The following is a 24722-nucleotide window of genomic DNA, read 5'->3' as shown; positions in this document are numbered from 1 at the left end:
AATTCCATAGAACAGTCCATGGTGCCCTCGGTGACTACGCTTTGTTTTATTTATAATCAAATTTACTACTCGATTGTTAGTTTACACAACCATTCTTAACACAATATTAAGAAACACAAATTTTGAATTTCTAGGACGAAAAAACTCAAAATTATTCCTTTACTCCAGCATTAAACTTCAATGCCAGAGCAAATAGCGGTAGATAAGCGATCAACAAACCTAAGCTACTATTGATCCAATCAAATCCAACTGCTAATGCTATGGGGAATAACCACAGCACATTGATAATCAATACCCCCAAGGTAACATGTCGATGTTCCCCATAATAACGCGAGGCATATTGATAAGCATGACTTCGATGCGCTTCGAAAAGAACTTCGCCACGAATTCCACGGCGCAGCAATGTTACAGTAGCATCGACAATAAAAACACCCAAAAGTATTAACCAACTCCAAAAAAAGTTTGGTTTTATGGTTGCAGCCTGCATTGACAAGATTCCTATGACTAAGCCAAGAAAACCAGAGCCTGCATCTCCCATAAAAATCTTTGCGGGGGGAAAATTCCAGAATAAAAAACCGGCAAGCGTTGCAGCCAAACTGATTGGTAAGTAAATTGAATCTATATTATTAGTAAGACAATATAATAGAACACCGCCTAAGCAGACGCTTACCCCCTCCACTGCCGCAAGACCATCGATACCATCCATGAAGTTATATAAATTCAATAACCAGATTAGATATAACAGCGCAAAGATATTGGCTAGTCCCCCCACCGCAAGTGTCCAGCCAAAAACTGGAATAGCCGGCATACCACCTAAGCAATACAAAGCAAAGCATGCCGCTGCAAAATGAGCTAATAAACGCCAGCGAGCAGGAATGCCCCCTTTTCGATCATCCATAAAACCGATAAAGGCTATGAAAAAACCAGAACCTAACAGGGCAATAGCCAGCCAATGTTCGATGAAGGCGCCAGATAATAAAACAATGACTGATATCAAAAAACACAAAACAAAACTCAGCCCACCACCTCTAGGTACAGGTATCTTATGAGAACTACGCTGATTGGGAATATCAAGCATGCTGGTAGACAAAGCGTAACAACGCAATGCCCAGGTCAGAAAACAGGATAATAAAAATATGAATGGAAAATACAAATAAAGCATTGTTTCCCCGCCACCGTCGGTTGGTTAATCCCTGAGTGATGATTACTAAAAAATTTCGGATTATACAGTAAATCGAGACTAAGTTGCTATGAGATCTTAAGCTGATTCTCTAAAGTCCTGTGTATGGGTCAAGCCGCGGGGATTCGGAACTAGTTAGCGGGTTTCAATTTTTTGCCTCTCGTTTTTCCCCTATGACAAGATTATTGTTTAAATAATAACTATTTGCTATCTTAGGCAGAATTTTTTATTACAAATAAACAAGCATGAAGCAACTTACAGAACTAAGCTCCTGGATGGCACTCGAAAAGCATTCTGAATCCCTAAGATCAACATCTTTTAATCTTTTGAAAAAAGATTCAGCTCTGCGAAGTACCAAGATGACCTTTGCTTCCCAAGGGATCAGCATCAATTTTTCCAAGCAGTGTCTCGATGAGACAGCGCTTGATTTGCTAATTGATTTAGCGAAAGAACGAAACATCAAAGAAAAGATTTTTTCGCTCATGAACGGAGACAAGGTCAATCAGAGTGAGAATCGACCTGCCCTGCATACCGCACTTCGTACCTTTAAAGATAAGCCAATCTGGGTTGACAGCCACGATATCATTCCCGATATTTTTACTACGCGCGAGCAAATGCGGGTAATTTCCACAAAGATCAGAGACGGCCTCTGGCTTGGTCAGTCGGGGCGGCCGATTAAGGATATAGTTAATATTGGTATCGGCGGCTCTGATTTCGGCCCCCGCTTTTGTGTTGATGCCTTGGACAAATACGTTACAGCCGATTTAGGTTTTCATTTTGTGTCTGATGCAGACCCACAAGCTTTTGAAAGTACAGTCGCAAAGCTAAAACCAGAAACTACCCTATTTATCATTTCGTCCAAATCATTCACTACTAGAGAAACCTTGTTTAATGCCCAAAAGGCAATTGCCTGGATTAACAATAATCAGCAACTTGATAAGCATTTTATTGCTATTACAGCAAATGTTAGCAAAGCGAAGACTCTTGGCTTCTCTAATGTATTACCTATTTGGGATTGGGTTGGCGGAAGATATTCCCTTTGCTCTGCTATTAACCTAATTACTTGCATTGCAATTGGTTTCGAGCAATTTACGCAGTTGCTTGTTGGTGCTAACTCCATGGATGAGCATTTTTATAGCAAGGATTTACATGAAAATATGCCAGTCCTCATGGCTCTTATTGGCCTATGGAATATTAATTTTCTTCATATTTCCAGCTTATTGCTTCTTGTTTATGCCAGACAGCTTGAGAAATTAGTTCCCTATATTCAACAGTTGGATATGGAGAGCAACGGTAAGTCCATAGATAATTCTGGGCGCTCAGTAAACTATGCAACAGGGCCTCTTGTCTGGGGTGGAGCAGGAAATCAAGCCCAACACGGTTATTACCAACTGTTGTGCCAAGGGACACACAAAATTGCCGCAGACTTCATTTCTAATGATGAATATAACAATGACCTGATTGGTCACTTCTGCGACGCAAAAATGCGCGTGTTGAGTAATGGAATAGATCCAACCGATAACTCCAATGGCTACATTCCTGGTGGCATGCCAATTAGCCATATTCGTCTCAATTCCTGCTCACCATTCTGCCTAGGCGCTTTAATCGCCTTATATGAGCATAAAGTTTATGTGCAAAGCGTGCTTTGGAATATTAATTCCTTTGACCAACCTGGTGTCGAAAGTGCTAAACGTCAAACACCCGCAGCATCGACAGCAAACCAAACAGAACAATCCCATATAGAAGTGAGTTAATTTTTGCAAGGAGCATCATATGGCTAAACCAGTCTGCGTTGTTGTCGGAGTGGGACCTGGAAACGGGGCTGCTTTTGCAACTCGTTACAGCAAAGAAGGCTATACCGTTGCTCTGCTAGCACGTAAGAAAGATTTTACCCAGCAGCTCGCGACGGAACTGGCAAATTGTCATCCTTACGATTGTGACGTTAGTAATACTCAGTCTGTAGAAAAAGTCTTTCAGCAAATCCAAAAGGATTTGGGAGATATCTCTGTTGTTGTTTATAACGCAGGTTCTGGATCCTGGGGAAATGTTGAAGAAATCACCTCAGAACTCTTTGAAACCAGCTGGCGTGTTAATACTCTAGGCCTCCTTGCTGTTAGTCAGGCTGTGATTCCAAGCATGAAAAAGAAGGGAAAAGGCAGCATCATTGTTATTGGTGCAACAGCCTCTCGTCGCGGGGGGATCAACACCGCAGCCTTTGCTCCGGCAAAAGCGGCACAACGAAGCCTGGCTGAATCTATGGCTAAACACTTATGGCCACAAGGTATCCATGTTGCTCTAGTCATTATTGATGGCACAGTTGATTTACCGAAAACACGGGAATGGATGTCTGACAAACCAGCTAGTTATTTTGTTAAACCTGTGGATGTTGCCAATACTGTTTTCTGGTTAAGCCACCAGCCCTCTTCTGCCTGGTCTTTTGAAGTGGAAGCACGACCTTTTGCAGAACATTGGTAAGGTGTAAAGATGCCGCGGGGATTCGATACATATTCTATAAACCCCGAGAGCCCAACACTCTTACTCCGAATTCCGGGGGATCCTGAATCTAGCTACATCGCTGGATCCCGCGAACAAGTCGCGGGACGTGGACAAGGGTTTAGTGCTAAACCTAACGGCAGTGCCCTTGGGGCATAGGTATACACACAAATGTCTGTAATAGGTAATAGGTCACCCTAAGGCACGTCATCCAGAGCGCAGCGAAGGATCTCCGGGATTAGCACGGTGCCACATTCAGGAGATCCTTCGCTGCGCTCTGGATGACGTACGTTAACTAAGTACCATTGGGCAGAAGGGTTTGCTACCCCCTCCTTTCAAACAATCCACGCCCCTATTTCTGTTTTACTGACTTAGCTGAATTTCTAGGCTCAACAAGCTGAATCTTATCGACAAAACATTTGGTTTCTCCACGCCAGGGAAGGACAAAGAGGTCGCAATGATAGGAAATAATGACATGACTATTATTTTGCATAGCCAAAAGAGCCTGATCGACTAGCGTCGACTTAAACTGCCCTAAGGTAAAATTAAAGGAACGTCCTGTTGCACCGCTAGCATCCTCCAATCCACCTCGAATTAGCTCACCCTCGTAGGTTCCCCAATATTTCCCTTCCTTGGCTACTTTGACAATAACCCCAGATTTTTCCCCCGACTTAACCTTCCAGCAACCAGTCATTAAGCTGATGCTGATTAACATCAATAAAACTAATAATTTTTTCACTATCTAAACTCCTTGAATACTTAAAGTCAGTTATGGATAAGAATCATTTAAAACCTTCGATAAATCAATGTACTTTTCGTTAAATGATTCTTATCCATAACTGATGTTACTTAAGAGCTAAATTTTGTCGAAAAGATAATGTCCCGTCAAATGGATATAAGATACAATCCTGGAACGCTTAATGCTTGATACAAGTTAGGTCTAACCGATATAACAGAAAAAAATTAAATTTGTGTCGCTATGAGGAGAAATATCATGAACATAAGCAATAAGGGCTATAAATTGTTAAGCACAGTAGCCTTAGCAGTTTGCTTACTAGCTACAACAGTTTCCCAATCCTATGCATGGGTAGCCTGGGGTGGTCATCCTGGATACTATCACCCTGGCTGGGGTTACCACGGTGGTTGGGTTGCACCTGGCCCTAGAGTTGGCGTCGTAATCGCCCCCGGCCCAGCTTATTATCATCCCTATGCTGCTCCTGGTTGTGTTTGGGTTGCTGGTCATTGGGCACGTGGATACTGGATTCCAGCCCACAGAGTTTGCTAATCCTTCAAGCATTAGCGTCCTTCTCGTCACCCTGTATCAACAAAAAACGCAGTTGAACCTAGATAGGCAGCAACTGCGTTTTTTGGGTTTAAACTAGCCGGAAATTCCGTTACTATTAAGTCTCGCTATTTTTGACCATAACAATAACAATACCATGCAAAAAAGACTTCTTTCCTTATTATTCCTTGCTAATACTGCATTCGCCTCACCATGGTTCACAGGACCCTTACTTGCACCCGCAGGTAAAACTATTCCTGCCGGCCATTTTAACTTCGAGCCCTATGGTTTTTATACCGAATATCCCGCAGGTTTTCGTAACGTTGAGGTTACTCCTATTCTGACAGCTGGTATTAATAGCTTTATGGACTTACAAACCTCCCTGCCCTATGACTATAGCTGGGATAGAGGTAAACATGGCAATGGTATTGGCGACTACAGTATTGCTTTGGGGTTTCAGGCTTTGCGGCAAAAAGAAGGCAGCTGGTTGCCGGATTTGCGCATTGTTTTGCAAGAGGTTATACCAACAGGGCGCTTTGAAAGACTCGACCCCAAAAAATTGGGCACGGATCAAACTGGTTCAGGCTCTTACCAAACCTTTCTCGGCTTTAACTTTCAAAAGCTCTTTACTGTTAATAAGGAACATTACATACGTACACGTCTGAGCTTAGTCGGGTCCTATCCAAGCGATGTTAAAGTCCATGGCGTCAATGCTTTTGGCGGTAACAGATTAACTGAAGGTAAGGTACATCCCGGACGAAGCTATTCAGTCGATGCGGCTATTGAATATACGCTCACTCAGCATTGGGTTCCTGTAATGGAAGCCTTGTACGTCCATAGCACCTCAACTAATTTTAGTGGGAACCCTGGTTTTACGCCTGGAGGGTCTTTTGCAAATGTTGGTGGTAAAGGCGGAGACTCAGCCTCTTTAGCTCCTGCAGTCGAATACAACTTTACACCGAGTCTTGGAATTATTGGCGGGGTTTGGTTTTCCGTCACAGGTCCACATGGGGCGAAGTTTGCCTCGACAACGGTAGCGGTCAACTACTTCTTTTAGAGTTTTCGGTAATAGGTCAACCCCATCCGCCCTCCGAGCACCTTCTCCCCTGAGGGGAGAAGGGAAATATACCCTATGTGGTGATAATGCAAAGTGGCTTTAATCGCTTAGTATCCTACAAAATCCCTCTTCAACTGTTTGCACTGGCTTCCAATCAAGCATTTCTTTGGTTTTATCAATATTTAACTGTAAAGAACCACATAAGCGGTCAAAAACTGCCTTTTTTCCTAAGGAAATTGCCGCCCAGCGTAGAAAAATTTGCGGTATCGGCAACAAATAAACAGGCCTATTGAGCGCAGTGCTAAGTTGCTTTAATAATTCTGTTGTTGATAAATCCTGATCATCGCTTACAAGAAAAACCTGGTTTGTCGCACGCGGGTGATTGATGCAGGTTATTATCAGGCTATTTAAATTATCGACTGATACAAAACTTCGTTGATTCCTTATTGCTCCCAGAGGTAGGGGACGCTTTTTTTTCAGCCCAGAAAGCATGCGTTGGAAATTTCCCTTAACACCTGGACCGTAAACTAGGGGTGGGCGAATTATTACAACGTCCATACCCGTTTTTGTAGCGATTAACTGTAATCCCTGTTCAGCCTCATACTTAGAAATAGCGTAGGGATCCGTTGGATTAGGTAGATCATCGGCAGAAAATGGCTGATTAGCAGAAGTTGACTCACCATTAACTTTAATTGAACTAATAAAAATAAAGCGTTTTACCCCTGAACTAGCCGCTTGCCTTGCTAAATTGAGAGTCCCCTCCGTATTCACCTTTCTGAACTCCCGAAGTGGATCTTTTGCTCTATCCTCCATGATATGAGCTCGTGCTGCTGTGTGGATTACGACATCGCATCCTGCCAAAGCATCTTGCCAATTTGTTGTTGCAGAAAGCTCCATTGCCTTGAAAACGCTGATCTTGCCATCGCTAGGAAATTCGCTTTTAGCCCGGATAGCAATCCTTAAAGAAAATTCGTTTTGTTCAATAAGCGTTTTCACTAACTGCTGTCCTACAAAGCCAGTAGCACCGGTAAGTAAAATTCTTTTATTCGCTTGCTCCACCTTTCAAGCCTCCCTAATCAATTCACAAGGGCACGATAAAGTTTCTCATATTCCATGACCATTGAGTCCGCAGTAAACAGCTCCCAATAGCGTGCAGCAGCTTGCTCTCCCATTTCTGAGCATTTCTCAGGATTATCCCAAAGGAATTGCATTGCCTCACGAAGTGCTTGAGGATCATTCGGCGGCACAACAATCCCTGTTTTACCATCAACATTGATATAACTAGTTCCTGTTCCTATTTCAGTAGAAATCAAAGGCTTACTAAACATTGCACCTTCAAGCAAGGAAACACCAAAGGCCTCTGAACGTAAATGAGATGGAAAAATGATTCCCAATGCTAACTGCAAAAGCGCAATTTTATCTTCTTCACTTAGCCTTCCTAAAAAATGAACGTTTGTTAAATTTAAAGCCATTGCCTGCTCTTTTAACTCATCCTCAATAGGTCCTGAGCCAACAATTAAAATGGGAAAAGAGGTATTTTCAGCCGCCTTTAATAGAATATGTAATCCTTTGTAATAACGCATGACACCTACAAAAAGAAAGAACTTATCGCCATATAATTTTCGCCACTGTGCCTCACGCTCATTCGTCGCTAGGGGGTAACTTGCTTTGTTTAATCCTATAGGCACCACAGCAACCTTTTTATGATACTTCTGCAACACAGGGCTTGTTTTGAAATAATTGGGTGAGGTCGCAACTATTTTATCTATTGAATTTAAAAATAGATTCATTAGCGGACGATAGAAAAAGAGCAGTTTCTTTTGGCGAACGATATCCGAATGATAGGTGATAATTGATGGTTTTTTTATCTGCCATAGCAAATGCAAAATATCAGCAAAAGGCCAGGGAAAATGATAATGAATAATATCTGCTTGTTTAGCGATTTTACGAAAGTCGCGAAGTAGGGAAAAGGAAATGCCATTGGATGCAATATTGAAATTTTCTTTGTAGCGAATATTTTTACAACCAAAATAGTCAACTTCACGGGGCTGTGGATTTTGCGAAATAGATAAAATCGTATGCTGAAAATCTGTCTTTGGGTTACAAGCAATCTGTGCAATAACTTGCTCAACGCCTCCAAAATTATCATTCAGAAAGGTCTTATAGACATGCAAGATCTTCATTAAATCAGCAACTCATTTTTAAATAGTGCCGCTATACTAACATAGATTCGCCAAAGCGTAGAGAGAGGTCCCTCATTCACCTTCAACATTAAGCAAATGCTCAATTCTTTTTCTATGCAACTGTTGGCCACCAGTCATAGCAAGACTAATACAGACGAACAAGAAAATAATCTGCTCACGCAAACGACGGCGGCATTGGAAGGTATAGATAGACAAATGCAATAATTGCTTTGTTCCTAACTTGGACCAAAGTTGGATAAAGGAGCTATGGCTAATACCAACAAGCTCGGCAATCAAAAGAGCCTGAGTTAACCACCAACCGTTTTTGATTTTACGAAACCGGTTCAGATAAGCCTTGATTCCTAAATTAACACCGACTTGATTTTTATTATGCTGGCGGTAAAGCATGGAGGGTTCTGGATCAATAAACCATTTAAAGTGATTAGCACGGGCAAAAGCATAACAAAACCAATCATGCAAACTGACTTCTTGAAGCCTATCCCAGACTTCAAGCATACGAGCCTTGATGACCGCCATAAGCTTTACAGTCATTACATAGGTGCAACCCGGCCCTGCGGCTTCAAATACATAATCCCAAGAACGTTGTGGCTGAGATTTATTAATTAATAAACGTTTTTGATCAGGCCAAAATGCGATTACATTAGAGGAATATCCCGCATAATCTGAACCGGACAAACGCTTAGCAGCTCGGGCAAGTTTGTCAGGAAACCAACAATCGTCTTGGTCTGAAAAAGCAACAAAGTCAAATTGAGAGAAATCAACATCACGTATTAAACGGAAAAAATTTCGGGCAGCACCACCAAAGTGCTCACCTGCAGTTAGAACCTTAACTCGAGGCTCACGAGCTGCCAGTTCCTTAAGCCATACCTCACTTTCGTCGCTTGAAAGCTCAATACTGACAAAAATTTTAACATCAACATCCTGCTGCTGAAGAATAGTTTGTACCTGCTCCTCAAGATAAGGCATGCCGCTATATACAGCCATCAGAACGGCACATTTGGGTACTTGTAAGTCTAAATGAACACTCAATCCTGCAGCTCCTCAATTAGCTTGGATGCTCTTATAAGCTCCGCAAAAAACCACAACACTAACATCAAAATAATAAACATCAGATTTAATAAAATATAAAATTGCGGCGCGAATCCCATAAATAGCGCATTGTAAGAGATTCTTATAAAAATCAAAAAAGTGAAAATATTAGGTGATCTCTTAAATAAAAGAAAGGAAATGATAAAACTTAGCAACATGCCTATAAAGGCAAAAACAACCAAACCCAGCCCTTTGTACAATAAAAAGGGATAAAACTCTGTACCCACATTAAATCTGGGCACTAATACTGGTGCATAGGGGTAAGCATCAAAACTCTCTCGGCTAAAGGGTGAAAACTGACTTAATAGAAAATCCTGATTAATAAAATCAAGGGAAGAAATTGTCGCCAAATTAAAGATTGGCGTAGTTATATATAAAACCACCTGCTGTAAAAGTCTTGGTAAAGTGCTAAATGAATCTTTTAAGGGAAAATACTCTGATTTTAAAAAGCCACCTGATGAAGGAACAACAAACTCTGAGCCCGTACGAAAATGACCTACTATAGAAAAAATTAAAAGACAAAGTATCGGGATAAAGAAAATTAAAAAATCGCTTTTAAACTTCGAATTTTCTGTCGAATTAGATTTAGCAAGCATGGTACAAAGAAATAAGGAATAACAGGATAAAATAAAGCGATTGCGATCGATAATTAAAATTGGAAATAAAAGTGCATAACCGATGAAGAGGGATTTCATCAAGAATGAGCGAACAAAAAGAAAAGACACCGGCACAAAAAGCCAACAGAGAATAGTGACATGCCGAATATATCGCCCAACACCAAAAATATCAGCATAGGTATCAGGAGCAAGTAATTTAAAACCATTCACATAGATATCCAAAGGACCACAAATAACTATGAAGAAGCAAGCTGAAAGAATCACGAAGCGATAGTGCGGTTTTGCAGCCATTAATTGGTAATAAGAACCCAGTTTCATCCTCAATGGAAGCATGGTTGTTATAAGCAAAATGGGTAGGGTAATAACGGAATAAAAACTTAAAAGACTAGGATAATAGCCCTCTGGCACATGAAAAAAACCAAATAATAATGCAAGGGCAACATAGGCTGGAAATAAGAAATAAAACGACATTGAGTTAATCAATTTATTCAAAATTTCAACTCACTTTTTATTTTAAAAAACATTGATATCCCCATCGAAAAGAGGCAACGAAAATACTGCCTTTGCAAATAATAAATCTTAGCTTTGCTCAGGTATTTAACTGAGGTTAAGTACTTGGCTAATATTGGCCTATCAAGATACTTGTTAATAATATCCAGAAAAGACCCTATATTTTCAATTCGTTTTTTCCTGTTTTTAGATTTAGAGGTATTTGTTTTATGCACCCTATATAAACAGGCCTTTTCATTAATAAAAGTCAGTTTGCCCGGACTTTCTAATAAGGATAAAAATAAGTCATAGTCATCAATTTTTGATGATTCATTATAGAGCATTCGCTCATAATGACTTTTCTTTATGAGATGGCTTGGACCCGCAACGCACCAGTGTTGGATCAATTCCTTTGTGAGAGAAGCGGGATTAAGCAAAGATTGAACCCTTCCCCCATGAAAGGCGATTGAACTCTCATCAAGCACCCTCTCCTGCTCATCGATAACCCTAGCATCCGCCAAAACACAAACAAGCTGAGGATTAGATAAAAATTGCTCATAAAGCCGTTGGCTAGAACCAGGCAAGACAATATCATCTGAAGCACAAAGTCTTAAATACGAGCCTTCAGCCCTGGAAATCAGCTGGTTTAGCGTTGCAGTCAGCCCTCTATTCTTCTGATAAAAGCAGCTAATCTTAAACTTTGAGGCTTCTTGTTCAGTCCAAGCCTTAATGAGCGCAGCAGAATTATCTGAGGAACCGTCATCAATAATAATGACTTCAGCAGCTATGGTTAAAGATTGAATATCTAAGCTGATATTTTGCAATAGAGCCGGAAGAAATTGCGCATGATTGTAGCTGGGGATTAAATAAGATATCACTCTAGGTACTGGCAACTGGAAATCAGCTATGTTAACTCAAATTTTGCCTCGCGCAAACGAGATAAGCCTTTCCCAAAAATCAGAAAGTACATTGTTATCCAATACAAAAGATAATTCATTGCATAAGCCCAGGAAACACCTTCCAAGCCATAACGATCTGTCATTAAAACAACTAGACCATAAAAACTAGCGGAAAACAGGATTTCGGTAAGAATAAAGGCCTTAGTCATTGCCTTACCCAGCATAGTGAAGGCCAGAATCCAGCTGCCGATTTTCAAGATATCGCCGATAACCTGGCCGAGAAATAACTCTCGTACAGCATAAAAGTCCTTATTGAACAGCAGGTTGATCACAAAATCGCGCAGCAGATAGATAAGACCCCCACAGCAGATAGCCAGCGGTAAAATAAGCTTATAGCCCTGCAGAATTTCCTTTTTTAATTCGGCTGTTGTTTTTAACTCAGAAATTCTTGGCAGATAATAAACGCTTAGCGTGGTGGTCACTAACATGAGATAGGCTGCACTCAGACGCCACATTGCCTCCCAATAACCAGCAGCATCCCAACCGAGGGTCGCACCCAAATGGCTGCGTATAAAAATATGACTAATTGGGACGCAAACCGCTGTTGATACCGCCATCAGGGTATAAGCCAGCAATTTTCTGGCAATTGCCCTGTCGAAACGGCCAAAGAGATATACCAATTTAAACCAAGGGCAGCGATAACATAAAAAGAGGCTGACAAAAAAGGCCAGCGATTGAAAGATCGCCAGGGCGACTAAAGCGCCATAGAGGCCGCTTTGCAGGACTAAAATAGTTGTGATTAGCAGCGCAAAGAGACTGCCAGCAATATTTGCGCAGACATAGGAGCCAATTTCTTTTTTGCCGTTGAGAATAGCGAGTAACAGGGCATTAAAGACAAAAAAGACTAGCGAGACTGCAAACCAGAGAAAGACTGAAGCATAGGCTTCGTTGTTTAAAAACCAGCCTGCGAGAATTTTACGATAAACAATAATCAACAAAGCAGTGAGCAGAGAACCCAATAAAGCGATAGAACCCGCTGTTTGCCAAACAGCACGTTGACGTGTTTCGTCCTCAAAATATTCTGCTGTATATTTTGTGACTCCAGTATTAATCGCCCCGCTAGCAAAGGTTGTAATCATGGTTATTGCGTTTTGAAACTGCCCCAGAGCAGCATAGCCAACAGGGCCAACATAGATAGCCAGCAACTTATTGATGCCTAGGAGAGTAAGGATCCTTACAAAAACAGCTATTCCATTCAGCAGGCTGGTTCTAATTAGGGTCATTTTCCTGGGTCTCTAAATTGATTACAGGCAGCAATAACTTGCTCTGCCTCAGCACAGGTCAGCGTCGGTCCCATTGGCAAACTCAAAACCTCTTGATGCAAGCGTTCGGTCAGCGGCAGGGATAGATGATTGTACTCCTTATAAGCCTCCTGCTTATGCGCAGGAATAGGATAATGAATCAGTGTTTGGATGCCAGCTTCTTTTAAATGTTGTTGTAAGGCATCGCGCACTGGGCAGCGCAACACAAAAAGATGCCAAACATGCTGCCCCGCCTGCCCTTGCTGTGGCAGGGTCAAAAGCGGATTGCGAATACCGTCCAGGTACAGTTGCGCTATCTTGCGGCGCTGTTCAGTGTAATTATCGAGATAGGCAAGTTTGACAGAAAGCATTGCTGCCTGAATTTCGTCCAGACGGCTATTCAAACCTTGATAGCGGTTTTGGTATTTTTCATGGGAACCATAATTGCGCAAGGCGCCTAAGGTTGAAGCCAGTTCTTCATCATTAGTAGTGATACAACCGGCATCGCCAAGCGCGCCCAGATTTTTGCCGGGGTAGAAACTGAAACCCGAAGCATCCCCCCAACTACCGGCCTTTTTTCTTGCAAGGCATGCGCCATGCGCTTGGGCAGAATCCTCTAAAACCAGTAATCGATGCTGCTTAGCAATAGCCATTAACGCAGGCATTTCGCTCAAACAACCATAAAGATGTACGGGCATAATAGCCTTAGTCCGCTTAGTTATTGCTGTTTCTACGCCGGCAGGACTAAGGTTATAACTTTGTTCATCAGGCTCAACAAAGACAGGTTGCAAACGGTTTTCCGTAATAGCTAAGATTGAGGCAATATAAGTATTGGCCGGAACTATCACCTCATCGCCCTCTTTAAGCCTGCCAAGTTCTTTCCAAGCTCTCAGGGTCAGGCTCAAGGCATCCAGACCATTAGCCACGCCAATTGCATAGTCGGTACCGCAGTAGGCAGCAAAGTTCTGCTCAAAGGCTGCAAGCTCTTCGCCACAGAGATACCAGCCAGAATCAATAACTCGCGCACAGGCCTCTTTCAAAGCCTCTGCCTCTAATTGATTAACTGCCTTTAAATCAAGAAAGCTGACCATCTAATTCAATCTCATAAAAATCAAGGACTACACCTCGGGCACCAAAATTTTCTTTTTGGGCAACCAAGCCAGTATTTAATACCCTGCCCTGCTGCTCTGTCGAGATCCCAAAACTAAAATAACTGTAGCCCTGGCTTTTTGCCTCAGCAATGCAGCTTTCAATCAGAAAATCCAAAGCCCCGAGGTCTTTCCCCGTCTCAGAAGTAGCAAGATATTGGGTGTGTACGGTGGCGTGAAAGTGGAAAAGCAGAGCAGCAGCCTCTATCACTCCCTCTTGTTCAACTACCATTAACCTGATGTTATCAGGAAACAAGGCAGCTAAGGTTTCAAGCTCAGAGACTGAATGTACAGGCTGAGCACCATGTCGCAACAATACGCTTGCCAGTAAACGGTGAAAGGCCGACCAATCGCTTGATCGACTCACCTTAAGGCCTAGCTTTTGGGCTCTGCTAATCAGCCATTTTCGCCCCTTAGACAACTTCAGGCGATTATTGAGATAGATCACTGAGGATAAATCACGACGAAAAATTTTAGCGTCCAGATGATTCACCAGGGCATATAAATCTTCCTGGCTTCCCTGGGTATAAAATAAATAAGGAATTGCCTTATAAATGATTTTTTTACAGCCAAGCTCATACACTTTTTCTGCCAAAACTTTGATAATAGTTATCACCGTTTCCGAGCGAACCCGCTCAGACAGTAAAAGACCGCCATAGGTCAGGCCGCCATGGGAACTTAAAACCTCACCTTCACGACTGGCAGGAAAAACAGCTAGCAAGACCTCGTCCTGATAAAACAGTAAGGAAGCATCAGAAAAACGGTGAGCATGGTATTCAAGATAATCCCGCTGGAAAAAAAAGAGCGGAGCCTTGCATTGGGCAACGAAGCGATCCCAGCTGGACTTATCCTCTGCTTTATAAACCCTGGCAACTACCATTCTAAAAGCTCCGCGAGACCAAAACCCTCAGCGCCCATATTATTGCCGTTATAAACACAGTAGGTTTTATTCTGAACGGCAAGCAGCCTTGGATAACATAAATGAATAGAATCGAAGCCTGTGCTTGATAGAGGCAAACCAAAATCGCCATCCTGCCTTTGCCAGTTACAACCGTCAGTGGAGAGGGCTAGGCCAGGATAATAGTCCTCGCCTGAGGTGCTTCCTCGGGTATAAAACATATAATAAAGGCCCTCATGGTGATAAACAGAGGGGCGACCAATACGATACTCCTCGTCTTGCACATCGATACAGAGTGAGCTCGCTTGGTTAAAACAAAGGCCATCCTGCGATTCCGTGTACCAAATATTGTATCGAGGATAAGCTGTTCCCTTGATATCTTGCCAATCATTACCAGCCGCATACCAGATTCTCCAGCGGCCTTGCTCATAGCGGGCACTATGAATTGCGCGAATGGTTGTCGCACCGGCTGCTCTGTCTAAGACTGGCGCTTCGCTAAGGCGAGTAAAACTTTCGCCCTGATCCTTGCTTTCTGCAACACCTGTAAAGGCGAGAAATTTCGCCCGTTTTACCAATTGGAAACCGACATAATACATGCGCCAGCAGCCATTATGATTGATGATATCCCCTAGAATGACACCATTGTCATCAAAGCAACCTGGCCTGCCAATATCCAACACTGGTTCCTTAGCAACAGCCTTAACGATGGAAGGATTTGCTGAGTCCAGATCGACATAGCCTATACGACTGATGCCTTCCTGATCACGAAAGCCAGCATAGACCCGGATTGTTTCTTCATTGAGCAACACGGGAGTCGGTGTCAGCGCCGAATTTGCCCGCCAACTCTGCGCTCCGTCTTGCTGAAATATTTGACCTAACTTTCTCCATCGCATCTTACCGTTCCTAAAATTGCACGCTAAATGCGCTCTTTTTGGGCATTTCTTTAGCCGGAGAGCCATAATAGATTTTTTCGGGTGCCTGCACACTTTTAGACAGCAGAGCACCGGAGGCAATAATACAATCACGCGGAATTTCAACATGATCATTAAGCGTTGAATTGACGCCAAGAAAACAGGAATCACCAATCCGGCAATAACCAGAAACGACAACATGGGAGGATAAAAAGCTGTTGTCGCCGATAATTGAGCGATGGCCAATATGGTTGCCGCTCCATAAAATGACGTTATTCCCTATTTTGACGAAGGGCTGCACAGTATTGTTTTCAAAAATAAAACAATTTTCGCCTATCTCGGCATTGTGCCAAACAAAGGCGCGAGAACTGATATAGGTTGCGCAGCGATAACCCTTTGCTTTTACAGCCAGATAGAGGCGAGTTCGCAATCGGTTTAGTTGTGAAGCCGGAATGGCGACAAAGGCATCATGTGTTGCTGCCGGGAAGTGTTCGTTAAGTTCATCAAAGGCGACTATGGGTTTGTCATAAAGACTGCTTTCCTGCAAATAATCTCGTTCTACCGAAAAACCAACTACCTCATAGCTTGAGTCATGGGTAAAATATTCATAGGCAATCATTGCCATTTCACCAGCCCCCACAATCACTAGCTTTTTGTCTTTAGTCACCCCTTGCCTCCTTTAGAAATTGCTGGTAATCGCGGATATAATCGCTTTCTCTATAATAGTCGCTGGCAAAGACTATAAAGACACAATCAGGCGAAAACTCATGTAGTTCTAGCCAAATCAGATTGCTTACCAAAACTCCCTTTTCTGCTGAATCCATCCAGAGTTCTTGTCTTGTTTTTCCATCGTCAAGAACCATTCGACACTTTCCAGAAACACAGACAACAAGCCGTTGCGATTCCCGGTGGGCATGAAAGCCACGGCTTACCCCGTCCTTCGTATTGAAGATGTAATAAACTCGTTTTAACTCAAAGGGGATGTTAGTGCCCATCTCAACCGGTATCAGACTACCCCGTGAATCCCCCATAACCTGCAGCTCAACCTGTTCTACCTTTGGGCTTGGGCTAGACACTGTAGGTTCAACAATAACACCGTCAGGGATAGCTGTTTGTACCAATTTCACACTTCTACTCCTATAAATCGATCAATCGCTTAACGCACAATTAACGCAAGAGGCTTTCGTAAAATAGCCAAGCTAACACCTAAAAAGATACCAGCAAAGATCGACAGCAAAAGTATGAGTTTTTTGCGCGGCGCAACGCGAAAATCTGGCACCATCACCTCACTATCCATCCTGAACATTCTAAGATCACCTTTGTTAAAAACGATATTCTTGTAAAAATCATACAAACCCTGGGTTTCGCGCAATTTTAGGCTTTTCGCCACAAAGGCATCCGAGGATTTTCTGCTTGATAAATTATCAATCTCTGCCTGCAAGGCTTTAGTGCCGCGTAGATACATCATACTGGGATTGTTGATGACTGAGGCATCGGTGATTAGACCGTTTGCAGCATGGTTCATATCAACTGCCTGAGCAACTTTGACTGCTTCCTGCAATTGCTCAATACGATCAAGTCGTTGATTATTAGCAACATTCCTTATTGAATTAATTTTAGCCTGCAATCGCTCAAGCAAGCTGTCCCGCTGTTGATTAAGCTCCAGCCAAAACTCATCAACCGCCTTTTCCCTGGCAAACTCAATATAACCTTGCACAAAATCTGCATCCTGCTTAGGCGAAGTCCCTCGGTAAGAAACAATATAATCAGCCGGTTTGAATTTATCACTCAGAATCAAGGCATTAACTGCTTTGACAGTCAGGGAACTAGAAAAGCTTGCCCAGAGCTTTGCTTCAGAAGAGGTTGATTCTTTAATTTGCTCAGCCGGTAACACAGCGCTCTCAAAAAAAAGCCTTTTTGTCGAATCAGCTTGCAATACCCTGCTAAAGACTTCATAAACATTTTGCGGCTCGTAAGCCATTAATAAGGCCTTTTTACTTGCTGAACGCCCTTGGTTAATCGCGCTAAGATCCCCTATCGTAGGAGGGCTGAGATGGCCTGTTGCTTCATAAACAGGTTTAGAGAGAAGAATATAGCTAAGGCCTAAACCTAGACATAAAATTGTCGTTAGCAGAATTAATCGTTTTTGCTGCCAAAGCGTACGCAAAAACTCAATTAAATTCATTTCATCTGTTAGTTGTCGTCCTTCTGAACCCACTTTGAATATCTCCGTCTAAGGATAATGAGTAAAACATAATAGATCAGCCCCGTCACCCTAACATGGCTTGTCATCCTGAGCGTAGCGAGATCTCCGGGATTAGCATCTGCCACATTCAGGAGATCCTTCGCTACGCTCAGGATGACGGAAGAGGGAGTGACCTATTACAGCAAAACAGCTGCTGATAATATCCTAAATCTCTCAATCTCTGCTATGGAAAAAATAAAATTAGCCGGGTTAAACAACATAAACGCATCATGTTAAAATTTTCAATATAAAGATCCAAATAATATCAATCAGAATCTATTTTAAGCAACAACTAAAACAAGTCTTCCTATTCAACCTAAAGAGCCTTTATTATGTTTAACAGCACTACTACGGCTACGCCCCAAGCTAACAAAATTTTTTACTGGCATGGTCTCTTTGATCCTGCAGGACTCTCAGCAAATTACAGCAACATCATAGAAAAAAATCGTGCAAGGTAATTATCAAGGCTTGGATTTAGAAAAGCTGCCCGGCCATCATGTCTATAGCGTGCGTGTTAATCACAGCGACCGCCTGTTGTTTACTACTAAGCGTTCAGCGCGCGTTTTTTAGCAGCAACTCAACGACCTAAACCAGCGGATTCACAAGCTAGCAATGAAGGTCTAATAACCAAGAAACCAACAGCTGCTGCGCCCCAAAGTCCAAGTCATGCTACTACAGTAGAGAAATCTGACAAACATTACGAATACATTGACAAATTACTTAAGCAGTTCACTGTGAATAATTTAATCCATTTATTTAAAAATCCCCAAGCACACAAATACTTATTTCAATACCCGCTGGAAGATGGGCTCTGTTTGTTTACCAAGCTATTTGAAAATGAGAAGTCACGGCAAATAATATTTGCATGCCTGGAGCAAGGCATCGATGCCATTGCCCAAGGTATCACCCAAGAGTCTTTATGCAGGACGGATAAGTATAATATTTCACCCTTATATTGGTTTACAATCAAATCTTGCAGGCTTAAATTTCTTAATAGCCTGCTCGATAGAAATCCAGAATTTGCTAAAATAATCAACCCGCAAAAGCACTCTGTCTACCACTTACCTCAGCCGCTAGTTCGGATGCGGCTTACTCCCCGCTCTCTTTACTTCTACGTTTTAATAAGGGCTCAAAATTCTTGAAATTCTGTTCAAAGCAAATCCGAAACTTGCTCAATCCATCGATATCAATGTGCTGCACCAGGCAATGAAAAACATAAGCATTGAACCCGATTCCTCGCAGGTCCTTTCGGAAACCGAAGAACAAGAATTGCAGAACCCTTATTAAACCATGTGGCAAGAGCTCAACGACAAAGTTGAAAAAAGAGTAATAGGTCACCCCCATCCCGAAATCCCGCGGCTTGACCACAGGATCTATGGACTCAGAATAAACACCGGATCCCGCGGTCAAGCCGCGGGAATTCAATACTGGGGTGGGGGCTGACCTATTACAAAAAAGATCAATCTTACAAAGAGTATTCGCATAATTGGGTAAATTAGGGATATACTGTCCGAACGTTTATGAATTGGAAGGTTGCATGTCCTTAAAGGCCATGTATAACGAAATTGCGGGCAATTATGCTACCGCAGATCGATTTGGCTCAATTAGCGACAGCCATCTGGCAGCGATAGCTCAGATTAAAAAAGAGCATTTAGGCTTAAGACCTCATTATAAAGTGCTCGATTTTGGTGTGGGTAATGGGGCTTTTTTAGCAAAACTTAGCGCCTGTATGCCAGAAGCCGATTTTACCGGAATTGATATTTCCAAAGAAATGTTGAACCGAGCCCGCGAGGCACTACCGCTAACTGCTATTGAAGCCAGCGCAACCGAAGCCAGCCACTACCTGCCTCATCATAGCCAAGATTTAGTGCTTGCCCATTTTGTGAATGCCTATATTCCCATCCATACACTCTTTCATGAAGCTGATTTATTAACACGAGCCAATGGTTATTTCTCATTAATCACAACAACCTACGAATCATTCCCTGTTGCGCAAAATAATCTGGCTGAATTTATTGCCCAAGGCACTATCCTAAGCTCTGTTGTCGGTCATTATTACAAAGCGATGGTTAAAAATACCACTGTTGCTTCAGGATTCGATGAACTGATGCGAGTATTTGCTCAACACAAATTTACAGTCGTCGAACATCAACGCTTAAGAATTCCTGTAACCTTGCAAGATATTGACGAACTTGCCCTCTTTGGTATAGAGGGAACCTGGTTTCTCAATAGCATCTCAATGAGAATGTTACCTAAAAATTTCTTGATACAACGGTTAAAACGCCTTTTTGGACAAATTTTTACCTTTCCCTATCACGATACCCATATTATTGATGTTGTTTTAGCAAAAAAGCAGTAGAGCTTTAAAGGTGTCCAAAGGGGAGAAGGGAAAATAATTGAATCCTTTCTCCCCGCTCTCGGGGAGAAGGTGCCCGAAGGGCGGATGAGGAGCTGCTGGTTCGAAGTTCTTTGCTGATATTCGCCTTAAATGGGATTAAGTTGCTCCCAAAGACGTACGTCATGTCGAACGTAGAGAGACATCTCCTGAGTGTGGCACTGTGCTAATCCCGGAGATCCCGGGATGACGAGGTCTTTATCGATGTTTGCCCAAAAGGGGCTGGGGCGCTCAGAGCGAACAGATATAAATGTCCTTAACTTGGAGACCAGGGAATGGCTTATCAGGGACTTAAAAATTACCTACCCCAGTGGGATATTCGCCAACAACAAACCAATAATATTGTCCTGATTACCTTTTGGAGTCAGTTTTCATCTTATGCCCTGAATACCATCTTAATTCTCTTTTTAACACGCCCCTTACTCACTCATGGGCTAGGATACAACCAAGAGACAGCCTATGCCTTTATGGGAGTTAGCCAAGCTACTGGTTACCTAATGCCCGTCTTAGGTGGGTTTATGGCAGACAAAATACTAGGAATACGCCGAGCCATTTTATTAGGTTCAGTGATGCTTGCTAGCGCCTACTTGCTAGTTATGCTTAGCGGCTACACACTAACCTCTTATGGGGACACCCTATTCATTGCCGCCTATGCCTTAATTCCGGCCACTAATTCTTTATTAATGGGGACAGCATCGAGCATGGTTTCCCATATCTACGCCGATGATGCCATCAAGGCTAAATCGGCAATGACCTTTTATTATATGGCTATCAATATTGGCGGATTATTGGCAACCTTCATTGCCCCTGCTTTGCTAGACAGCCGTTATGGCCCCCTATCTGTCCTAGCCCTGACCTTTGCTGGCAAGGCAATCGCTGCTTTAAATTTTGCCAAACGCTATTCACTCTACGATCAGGTTGCCTGGGGTAAAGACAGATTAGCCTTCTCGCGAAAATCTAAATATCAACTTGCCATTTATATCCTGTCTATCTATTGTTTTACTCTTTTTGCTTATAGCTATGTTTATCTTGCTTCTTTGATAGTAGGTTTGGGTTGTGCCTTGGGGATTTTTTGGTTTCTGAAAAAAACCTTGAGCTTGTCGGGAACTCATCGTACAAAGCAATTAGTTGCCTTATTGTTAATAGTGGAGGCTATCGTTTTTTTCATTATTTACAATCAGATGAATAGCACCCTGGTTCTGTTTGCCAAGAATAACTCAGATCTGCAGCTTTGCGGGCTTAGTATTTCAGCAGCCCAATATCAATTACTCAATCCCCTGTTAATTATTGCTATAGGTACACAACTTCCCCGTTTTTATCGACTTTTCCCTCGCTTCACCATTCCCTATCAGTTTGCAGCAGGAACCTTGCTGGCTAGTTGCGCCTTAATCCTGCTAGCCTTTGCAGCTAATCGGGCTAGTAATGGCTATATCAATGGAAATTATATCGGTCTCAGTTATATCTTTATCACCCTCGCAGAATTATGGGTCTCAGCAATTGGTTTAAGCATGATTGGGCTCTATTGTGATAGCGAAAATATTGCTTTCGCAATGGGGGTCTGGTACCTGGCAGCCTCAATGTCAAACGCTATTTCTGGGCGTTTAGCTGGCTTGGTTGCTATCCCAGACAATCTTAATTCTGCTTTGCAAAGCCTAAAGATTTATCAACATTATTATTTATTGCTAGGTGGTTGCACCCTGGTTTTAGGATTGATGATGTTGATCTTGGCTTATGTTGTTCAGTATAGATTGCGTAAGAAAGGGATTGTTTTGGTGTAGCCTGGATGTAGCGAAGCGAAATCCGGGCTACGAGTTTAAAGGCGATACATCAAAACCGTTCGGGCTGAGGAGGCCTTTAGGCCGTCTCGAAGCCTTAATTATGACGCTTCAAGACCTATGCATAGCCCTCTCCCCAACCCTCTCCCGCGAAAGACAGTATCATACTTTTCAAATTTCTTGCGCGGGTGAGGGAGTAGATTGGGGTAAACCTATAGAACTGTTTATGACCTTAGACTGCTAGCCTAAACCCGACCATAAACATCTTCAAAACGCACAATATCGTCTTCACCCATGTATTCGCCGCTTTGCACTTCTATCATCACTAAGGGCTTTATACCTGGATTTTCCAGGCGATGTTTATGCCCTGCTGGGACGTAAGTTGATTCATTCGTACGAACAAAAATTTCCTTATCACCATTCACCACTTTTGCCATACCACTCACGACAATCCAATGCTCACTGCGGTGATAATGCATTTGCAAACTTAGGCTCGCACCAGGCCTCACTTCAATACGCTTGATTTTGAAACGTGAGCTCTCTTCCAACACAGTATAAGTTCCCCATGGACGATGAACCGTACGGTGCAGTTTATGCGCTTCATGCCCCTGTGTTTTGAGCTGGCTATAAATCGATTTAATATCCTGAGCTCGTTTTTTATCAGCAACTAAAAGGGCATCAGGCGTATCGATAATAAAGAGATCTTCAATACCAACAGCGGCGATTAAACGCTCTTTGCCGCGGATATAGCAATTGGCTACATCATGAAGCATGGTTTCACCTTCAATGCGGTTTCCTTTGGCATCTGACTCAATCAAGCTACCTAAGGAATTCCATGAGCCTATATCACTCCATCCGATTTGGCATGGAACAACAGCTACATGTTTTGATTTTTCAATAAGCGCATAGTCAATGGAATTATCAGGAACTAAATTAAATTGCTCTGCCTCAAGTTCAATTTGGGCAAAATCTTTACCCGATGCTTTATAAGATCCTTCGACACAGGTTTTAGTAGCAGCCAAAATATCTGGGCAATGATCCGCCACTTCCTGCAACAACGTTTTCACGCTAAAGCAGAACATACCGGAATTCCAGAAAAAGCGTCCAGAATCCAGATACTCTTGTGCTTTTTCCAGAGAGGGTTTCTCTACGAATTGCAAGACTTCGTTGCCATTCGCTTCGATATAGCCATAGCCCGTTTCTGGACTATCGGGTTGAATACCAAAGGTAACTAGCTTGCCTTGCTGCGCAAGCTCGGCTGCTTGGGCAATAGCCCTAGCAAAGGCTTGCTGGTCAGTAATCAGATGATCTGCAGGCAAAACCAGCATGAGTGTCTCGTCATCATGATTTTCATTAATTTGTAAGGCTGCAGCAATAATAGCCGCTGCAGTATTACGGCCAAAGGGTTCAAGAATATAAGACAGGTTTAATCCTGTTTCATTAGACTCACGAAACTCATCAGCAGTTTTAAAAAATAATTCTCGATTAGTGACTGTGAGAATTTCTTCAACGCCTGGTAATTGTGCTCCACGTAAAAAGGTTTTTTGTAATAAACTTTGTCCATCAGCCAGATGAATAAAGGGCTTGGGGTGCAATTCGCGCGAAACAGGCCAAAGTCTTGACCCGGCACCACCGCAAAGAATTATTGGAATCATACGCATAGAAAATCCTCTAGAATCACCCTTCTTGTGGGCTATAAACCTAAATTGTCTCGTTTGAATACCCTGTCAGCACGATAGCTTGAACGTACTAATGGTCCTGACGCTACTTCAAAAAATCCTTTCTGCAAACCAATTTCACGAAGCGCCGTAAAAGTTTCTGGGGTTACATAACGCGCAACAGGCAAATGATTTTTAGTGGGTTGTAAATATTGCCCTAGGGTTAAAATATCAACATTTTGTGCGCGCAGTTCATCCATGGTCTTAATAATTTCTTCATCAGTTTCACCCAAACCCAGCATGAGGCTTGTTTTGGTCAAAACATCTGGTCGGTACTTCTTGGCAAAGGCTAAAACACCTAAGGTTTGCCAATAGCCAGCACGATTATCGCGTACAGGATGAGTTAAACGCTCAACTGTTTCTACATTTTGCGCAAAAACATCAACTCCGCTGTCTAACAAGGTGACCAGATCTTTCTCTACTCCTTGAAAATCAGGCGTTAGTGCCTCTACCTTGGTCTTTGGGCAGCGAGCTTTAATCGCACGGATAGCATTGGCATAATGTTGTGCCCCACCATCTGGCAAGTCATCGCGATTCACCGAGGTTAGGACAACATAATCGAGATTCATTAAAGCAACGGTATTCGCTGTATTTTCAGGCTCTTGAGCATCTAGCCAACCATGAGGATTTCCGGTATCAACAGCACAAAAACGGCAAGCTCGGGTACAAACAGCGCCCATTAGCATAATAGTTGCCGTCCCATGGGACCAGCATTCGGCGATATTGGGGCATTTTGCTTCTTCACAAACAGTCGCTAAACGGTGTTTAACCACCTGTTCTTTCACTTGTTTGTAGGCTGGAGTAGTATGATTAACAATACGAAGCCATTTTGGCTTTGGCAAACGCTCTGACGATGAGTCAACGGATTTAACCCCATCTTTGATAGCGACAATACCTTGGGCAGTTTTGTATTTATGACCACTTTCGACCACAACTGGGATATCAATTAGTTTGCTCATGGAAATACCAGTAATACGGAATTCAGTGATAATCCCAAATCAAGCAAGCTAGATCAAGTTTA

Annotated in this window: 23 protein-coding genes; 7 read left to right on the top strand and 16 right to left on the bottom strand. The window is 42.5% G+C overall.

The annotated features are described in order from the left end of the window. Positions 1–151 precede the first annotated feature (151 nt). Positions 152–1162, bottom strand: a complete 1011-nt coding sequence (locus BN1094_RS15215; RefSeq protein ID WP_044012006.1) for an MraY family glycosyltransferase — start codon at positions 1160–1162, stop codon at positions 152–154. Positions 1163–1425: 263 nt separating this feature from the next. On the opposite strand from BN1094_RS15215, the gene pgi reads away from it, so the two are divergent. Together pgi and BN1094_RS15205 are read left to right on the top strand one after the other, a co-directional pair. Further along, positions 1426–2934, top strand: a complete 1509-nt coding sequence (pgi, locus tag BN1094_RS15210) for a glucose-6-phosphate isomerase (protein WP_044012005.1) — start codon at positions 1426–1428, stop codon at positions 2932–2934. 19 nt (positions 2935–2953) lie between these two features. Then, positions 2954–3655 (top strand): SDR family NAD(P)-dependent oxidoreductase, encoded by a 702-nt coding sequence (locus tag BN1094_RS15205; RefSeq protein WP_044012004.1) that lies wholly within the window; start codon positions 2954–2956, stop codon positions 3653–3655. A 370-nt stretch (positions 3656–4025) separates the two neighbouring features. On the opposite strand, the gene BN1094_RS15200 is transcribed toward BN1094_RS15205, so the two are convergent. Next, positions 4026–4412 carry a hypothetical protein gene (locus BN1094_RS15200; RefSeq protein WP_044012003.1) on the bottom strand — a complete coding sequence of 129 codons (387 nt, stop codon included), beginning with the start codon at positions 4410–4412 and terminating at the stop codon, positions 4026–4028. 255 nt (positions 4413–4667) lie between these two features. Here BN1094_RS15200 and BN1094_RS15195 point away from each other — a divergent pair, with 255 nt between their 5' ends. Together BN1094_RS15195 and BN1094_RS15190 are read left to right on the top strand one after the other, a co-directional pair. Further along, the gene (locus BN1094_RS15195) at positions 4668–4958 is read left to right on the top strand and encodes a hypothetical protein (protein ID WP_044012002.1); all 291 of its coding nucleotides are present in this window, start codon (positions 4668–4670) and stop codon (positions 4956–4958) included. A gap of 154 nt (positions 4959–5112) precedes the next feature. Further along, positions 5113–6012, top strand: a complete 900-nt coding sequence (locus BN1094_RS15190; protein ID WP_044012000.1) for a transporter — start codon at positions 5113–5115, stop codon at positions 6010–6012. A gap of 99 nt (positions 6013–6111) precedes the next feature. Here BN1094_RS15190 and BN1094_RS15185 read toward each other — a convergent pair whose 3' ends face one another. From BN1094_RS15185 to BN1094_RS15130, 12 genes are all read right to left on the bottom strand, one after another. Next, the gene (locus tag BN1094_RS15185) at positions 6112–7071 is read right to left on the bottom strand and encodes a UDP-glucose 4-epimerase family protein (protein WP_044011999.1); all 960 of its coding nucleotides are present in this window, start codon (positions 7069–7071) and stop codon (positions 6112–6114) included. A gap of 17 nt (positions 7072–7088) precedes the next feature. Beyond that, positions 7089–8195 (bottom strand): glycosyltransferase family 4 protein, encoded by a 1107-nt coding sequence (locus BN1094_RS15180; RefSeq protein ID WP_044011998.1) that lies wholly within the window; start codon positions 8193–8195, stop codon positions 7089–7091. Positions 8196–8267: 72 nt separating this feature from the next. Further along, a complete protein-coding gene (locus tag BN1094_RS15175) occupies positions 8268–9245 on the bottom strand; it encodes a glycosyltransferase (protein ID WP_218054622.1) in 978 nt (325 codons plus the stop codon). Then, on the bottom strand, positions 9242–10414 hold the full coding sequence (locus BN1094_RS15170; protein ID WP_141650497.1) for a hypothetical protein: 1173 nt from the start codon (positions 10412–10414) through the stop codon (positions 9242–9244). The genes BN1094_RS15175 and BN1094_RS15170 overlap by 4 nt, the downstream gene beginning before the upstream one ends. Further along, on the bottom strand, positions 10411–11289 hold the full coding sequence (locus BN1094_RS15165; protein WP_044011996.1) for a glycosyltransferase family 2 protein: 879 nt from the start codon (positions 11287–11289) through the stop codon (positions 10411–10413). The genes BN1094_RS15170 and BN1094_RS15165 overlap by 4 nt, the downstream gene beginning before the upstream one ends. A gap of 26 nt (positions 11290–11315) precedes the next feature. Next, positions 11316–12593: an O-antigen translocase gene (locus BN1094_RS15160; protein ID WP_044011995.1), complete on the bottom strand. Its 1278-nt coding sequence runs from the start codon at positions 12591–12593 to the stop codon at positions 11316–11318. Beyond that, positions 12590–13702 carry a DegT/DnrJ/EryC1/StrS family aminotransferase gene (locus BN1094_RS15155; protein ID WP_044011994.1) on the bottom strand — a complete coding sequence of 371 codons (1113 nt, stop codon included), beginning with the start codon at positions 13700–13702 and terminating at the stop codon, positions 12590–12592. Before BN1094_RS15155 ends, BN1094_RS15160 begins: the two co-directional genes overlap by 4 nt. After that, positions 13686–14639: a GNAT family N-acetyltransferase gene (locus tag BN1094_RS15150; protein ID WP_044011993.1), complete on the bottom strand. Its 954-nt coding sequence runs from the start codon at positions 14637–14639 to the stop codon at positions 13686–13688. The genes BN1094_RS15155 and BN1094_RS15150 overlap by 17 nt, the downstream gene beginning before the upstream one ends. Continuing rightward, complete coding sequence (locus BN1094_RS15145; protein ID WP_044011992.1) at positions 14633–15550, bottom strand: glycoside hydrolase family protein; 918 nt, start codon at positions 15548–15550, stop codon at positions 14633–14635. The genes BN1094_RS15150 and BN1094_RS15145 overlap by 7 nt, the downstream gene beginning before the upstream one ends. A 10-nt stretch (positions 15551–15560) precedes the next feature. Then, positions 15561–16235, bottom strand: coding sequence for an acetyltransferase (locus BN1094_RS15140; RefSeq protein WP_081935176.1), 675 nt, complete (start codon positions 16233–16235; stop codon positions 15561–15563). Next, on the bottom strand, positions 16228–16695 hold the full coding sequence (locus BN1094_RS15135) for a sugar 3,4-ketoisomerase (RefSeq protein ID WP_218054621.1): 468 nt from the start codon (positions 16693–16695) through the stop codon (positions 16228–16230). Before BN1094_RS15135 ends, BN1094_RS15140 begins: the two co-directional genes overlap by 8 nt. 29 nt (positions 16696–16724) lie before the next feature. After that, positions 16725–17786 (bottom strand): LPS O-antigen chain length determinant protein WzzB, encoded by a 1062-nt coding sequence (locus tag BN1094_RS15130; protein ID WP_044011991.1) that lies wholly within the window; start codon positions 17784–17786, stop codon positions 16725–16727. Between the two features lie 761 nt (positions 17787–18547). Here BN1094_RS15130 and BN1094_RS19700 point away from each other — a divergent pair. The 3 genes from BN1094_RS19700 (at position 18548) to BN1094_RS15115 (ending at position 21986) form a co-directional block, all read left to right on the top strand. Beyond that, complete coding sequence (locus tag BN1094_RS19700) at positions 18548–18955, top strand: hypothetical protein (RefSeq protein ID WP_044011990.1); 408 nt, start codon at positions 18548–18550, stop codon at positions 18953–18955. A gap of 395 nt (positions 18956–19350) precedes the next feature. Continuing rightward, complete coding sequence (locus BN1094_RS15120) at positions 19351–20172, top strand: class I SAM-dependent methyltransferase (protein WP_044011989.1); 822 nt, start codon at positions 19351–19353, stop codon at positions 20170–20172. Positions 20173–20483: 311 nt separating this feature from the next. After that, positions 20484–21986, top strand: a complete 1503-nt coding sequence (locus tag BN1094_RS15115; RefSeq protein WP_044011988.1) for a peptide MFS transporter — start codon at positions 20484–20486, stop codon at positions 21984–21986. Positions 21987–22228: 242 nt separating this feature from the next. Here the strand turns inward: BN1094_RS15115 and BN1094_RS15110 are convergent, their stop codons facing one another. Together BN1094_RS15110 and lipA are read right to left on the bottom strand one after the other, a co-directional pair. Further along, entirely contained in the window at positions 22229–23644 is a 1416-nt protein-coding gene (locus BN1094_RS15110) for a mannose-1-phosphate guanylyltransferase/mannose-6-phosphate isomerase (protein WP_044011987.1), read from the bottom strand. 32 nt (positions 23645–23676) lie between these two features. Then, positions 23677–24660: a lipoyl synthase gene (lipA, locus tag BN1094_RS15105; RefSeq protein WP_044011986.1), complete on the bottom strand. Its 984-nt coding sequence runs from the start codon at positions 24658–24660 to the stop codon at positions 23677–23679. Between the last annotated feature and the right edge of the window lie 62 nt (positions 24661–24722).

Origin of the sequence: Legionella massiliensis (genome assembly GCF_000756815.1) — a bacterium.
GTDB classification, from domain to species: domain Bacteria; phylum Pseudomonadota; class Gammaproteobacteria; order Legionellales; family Legionellaceae; genus Tatlockia; species Tatlockia massiliensis.
The sequence above is the reverse complement of the archived record's forward strand: the minus strand, read 5'-3'. Positions and strand labels throughout refer to the sequence as shown.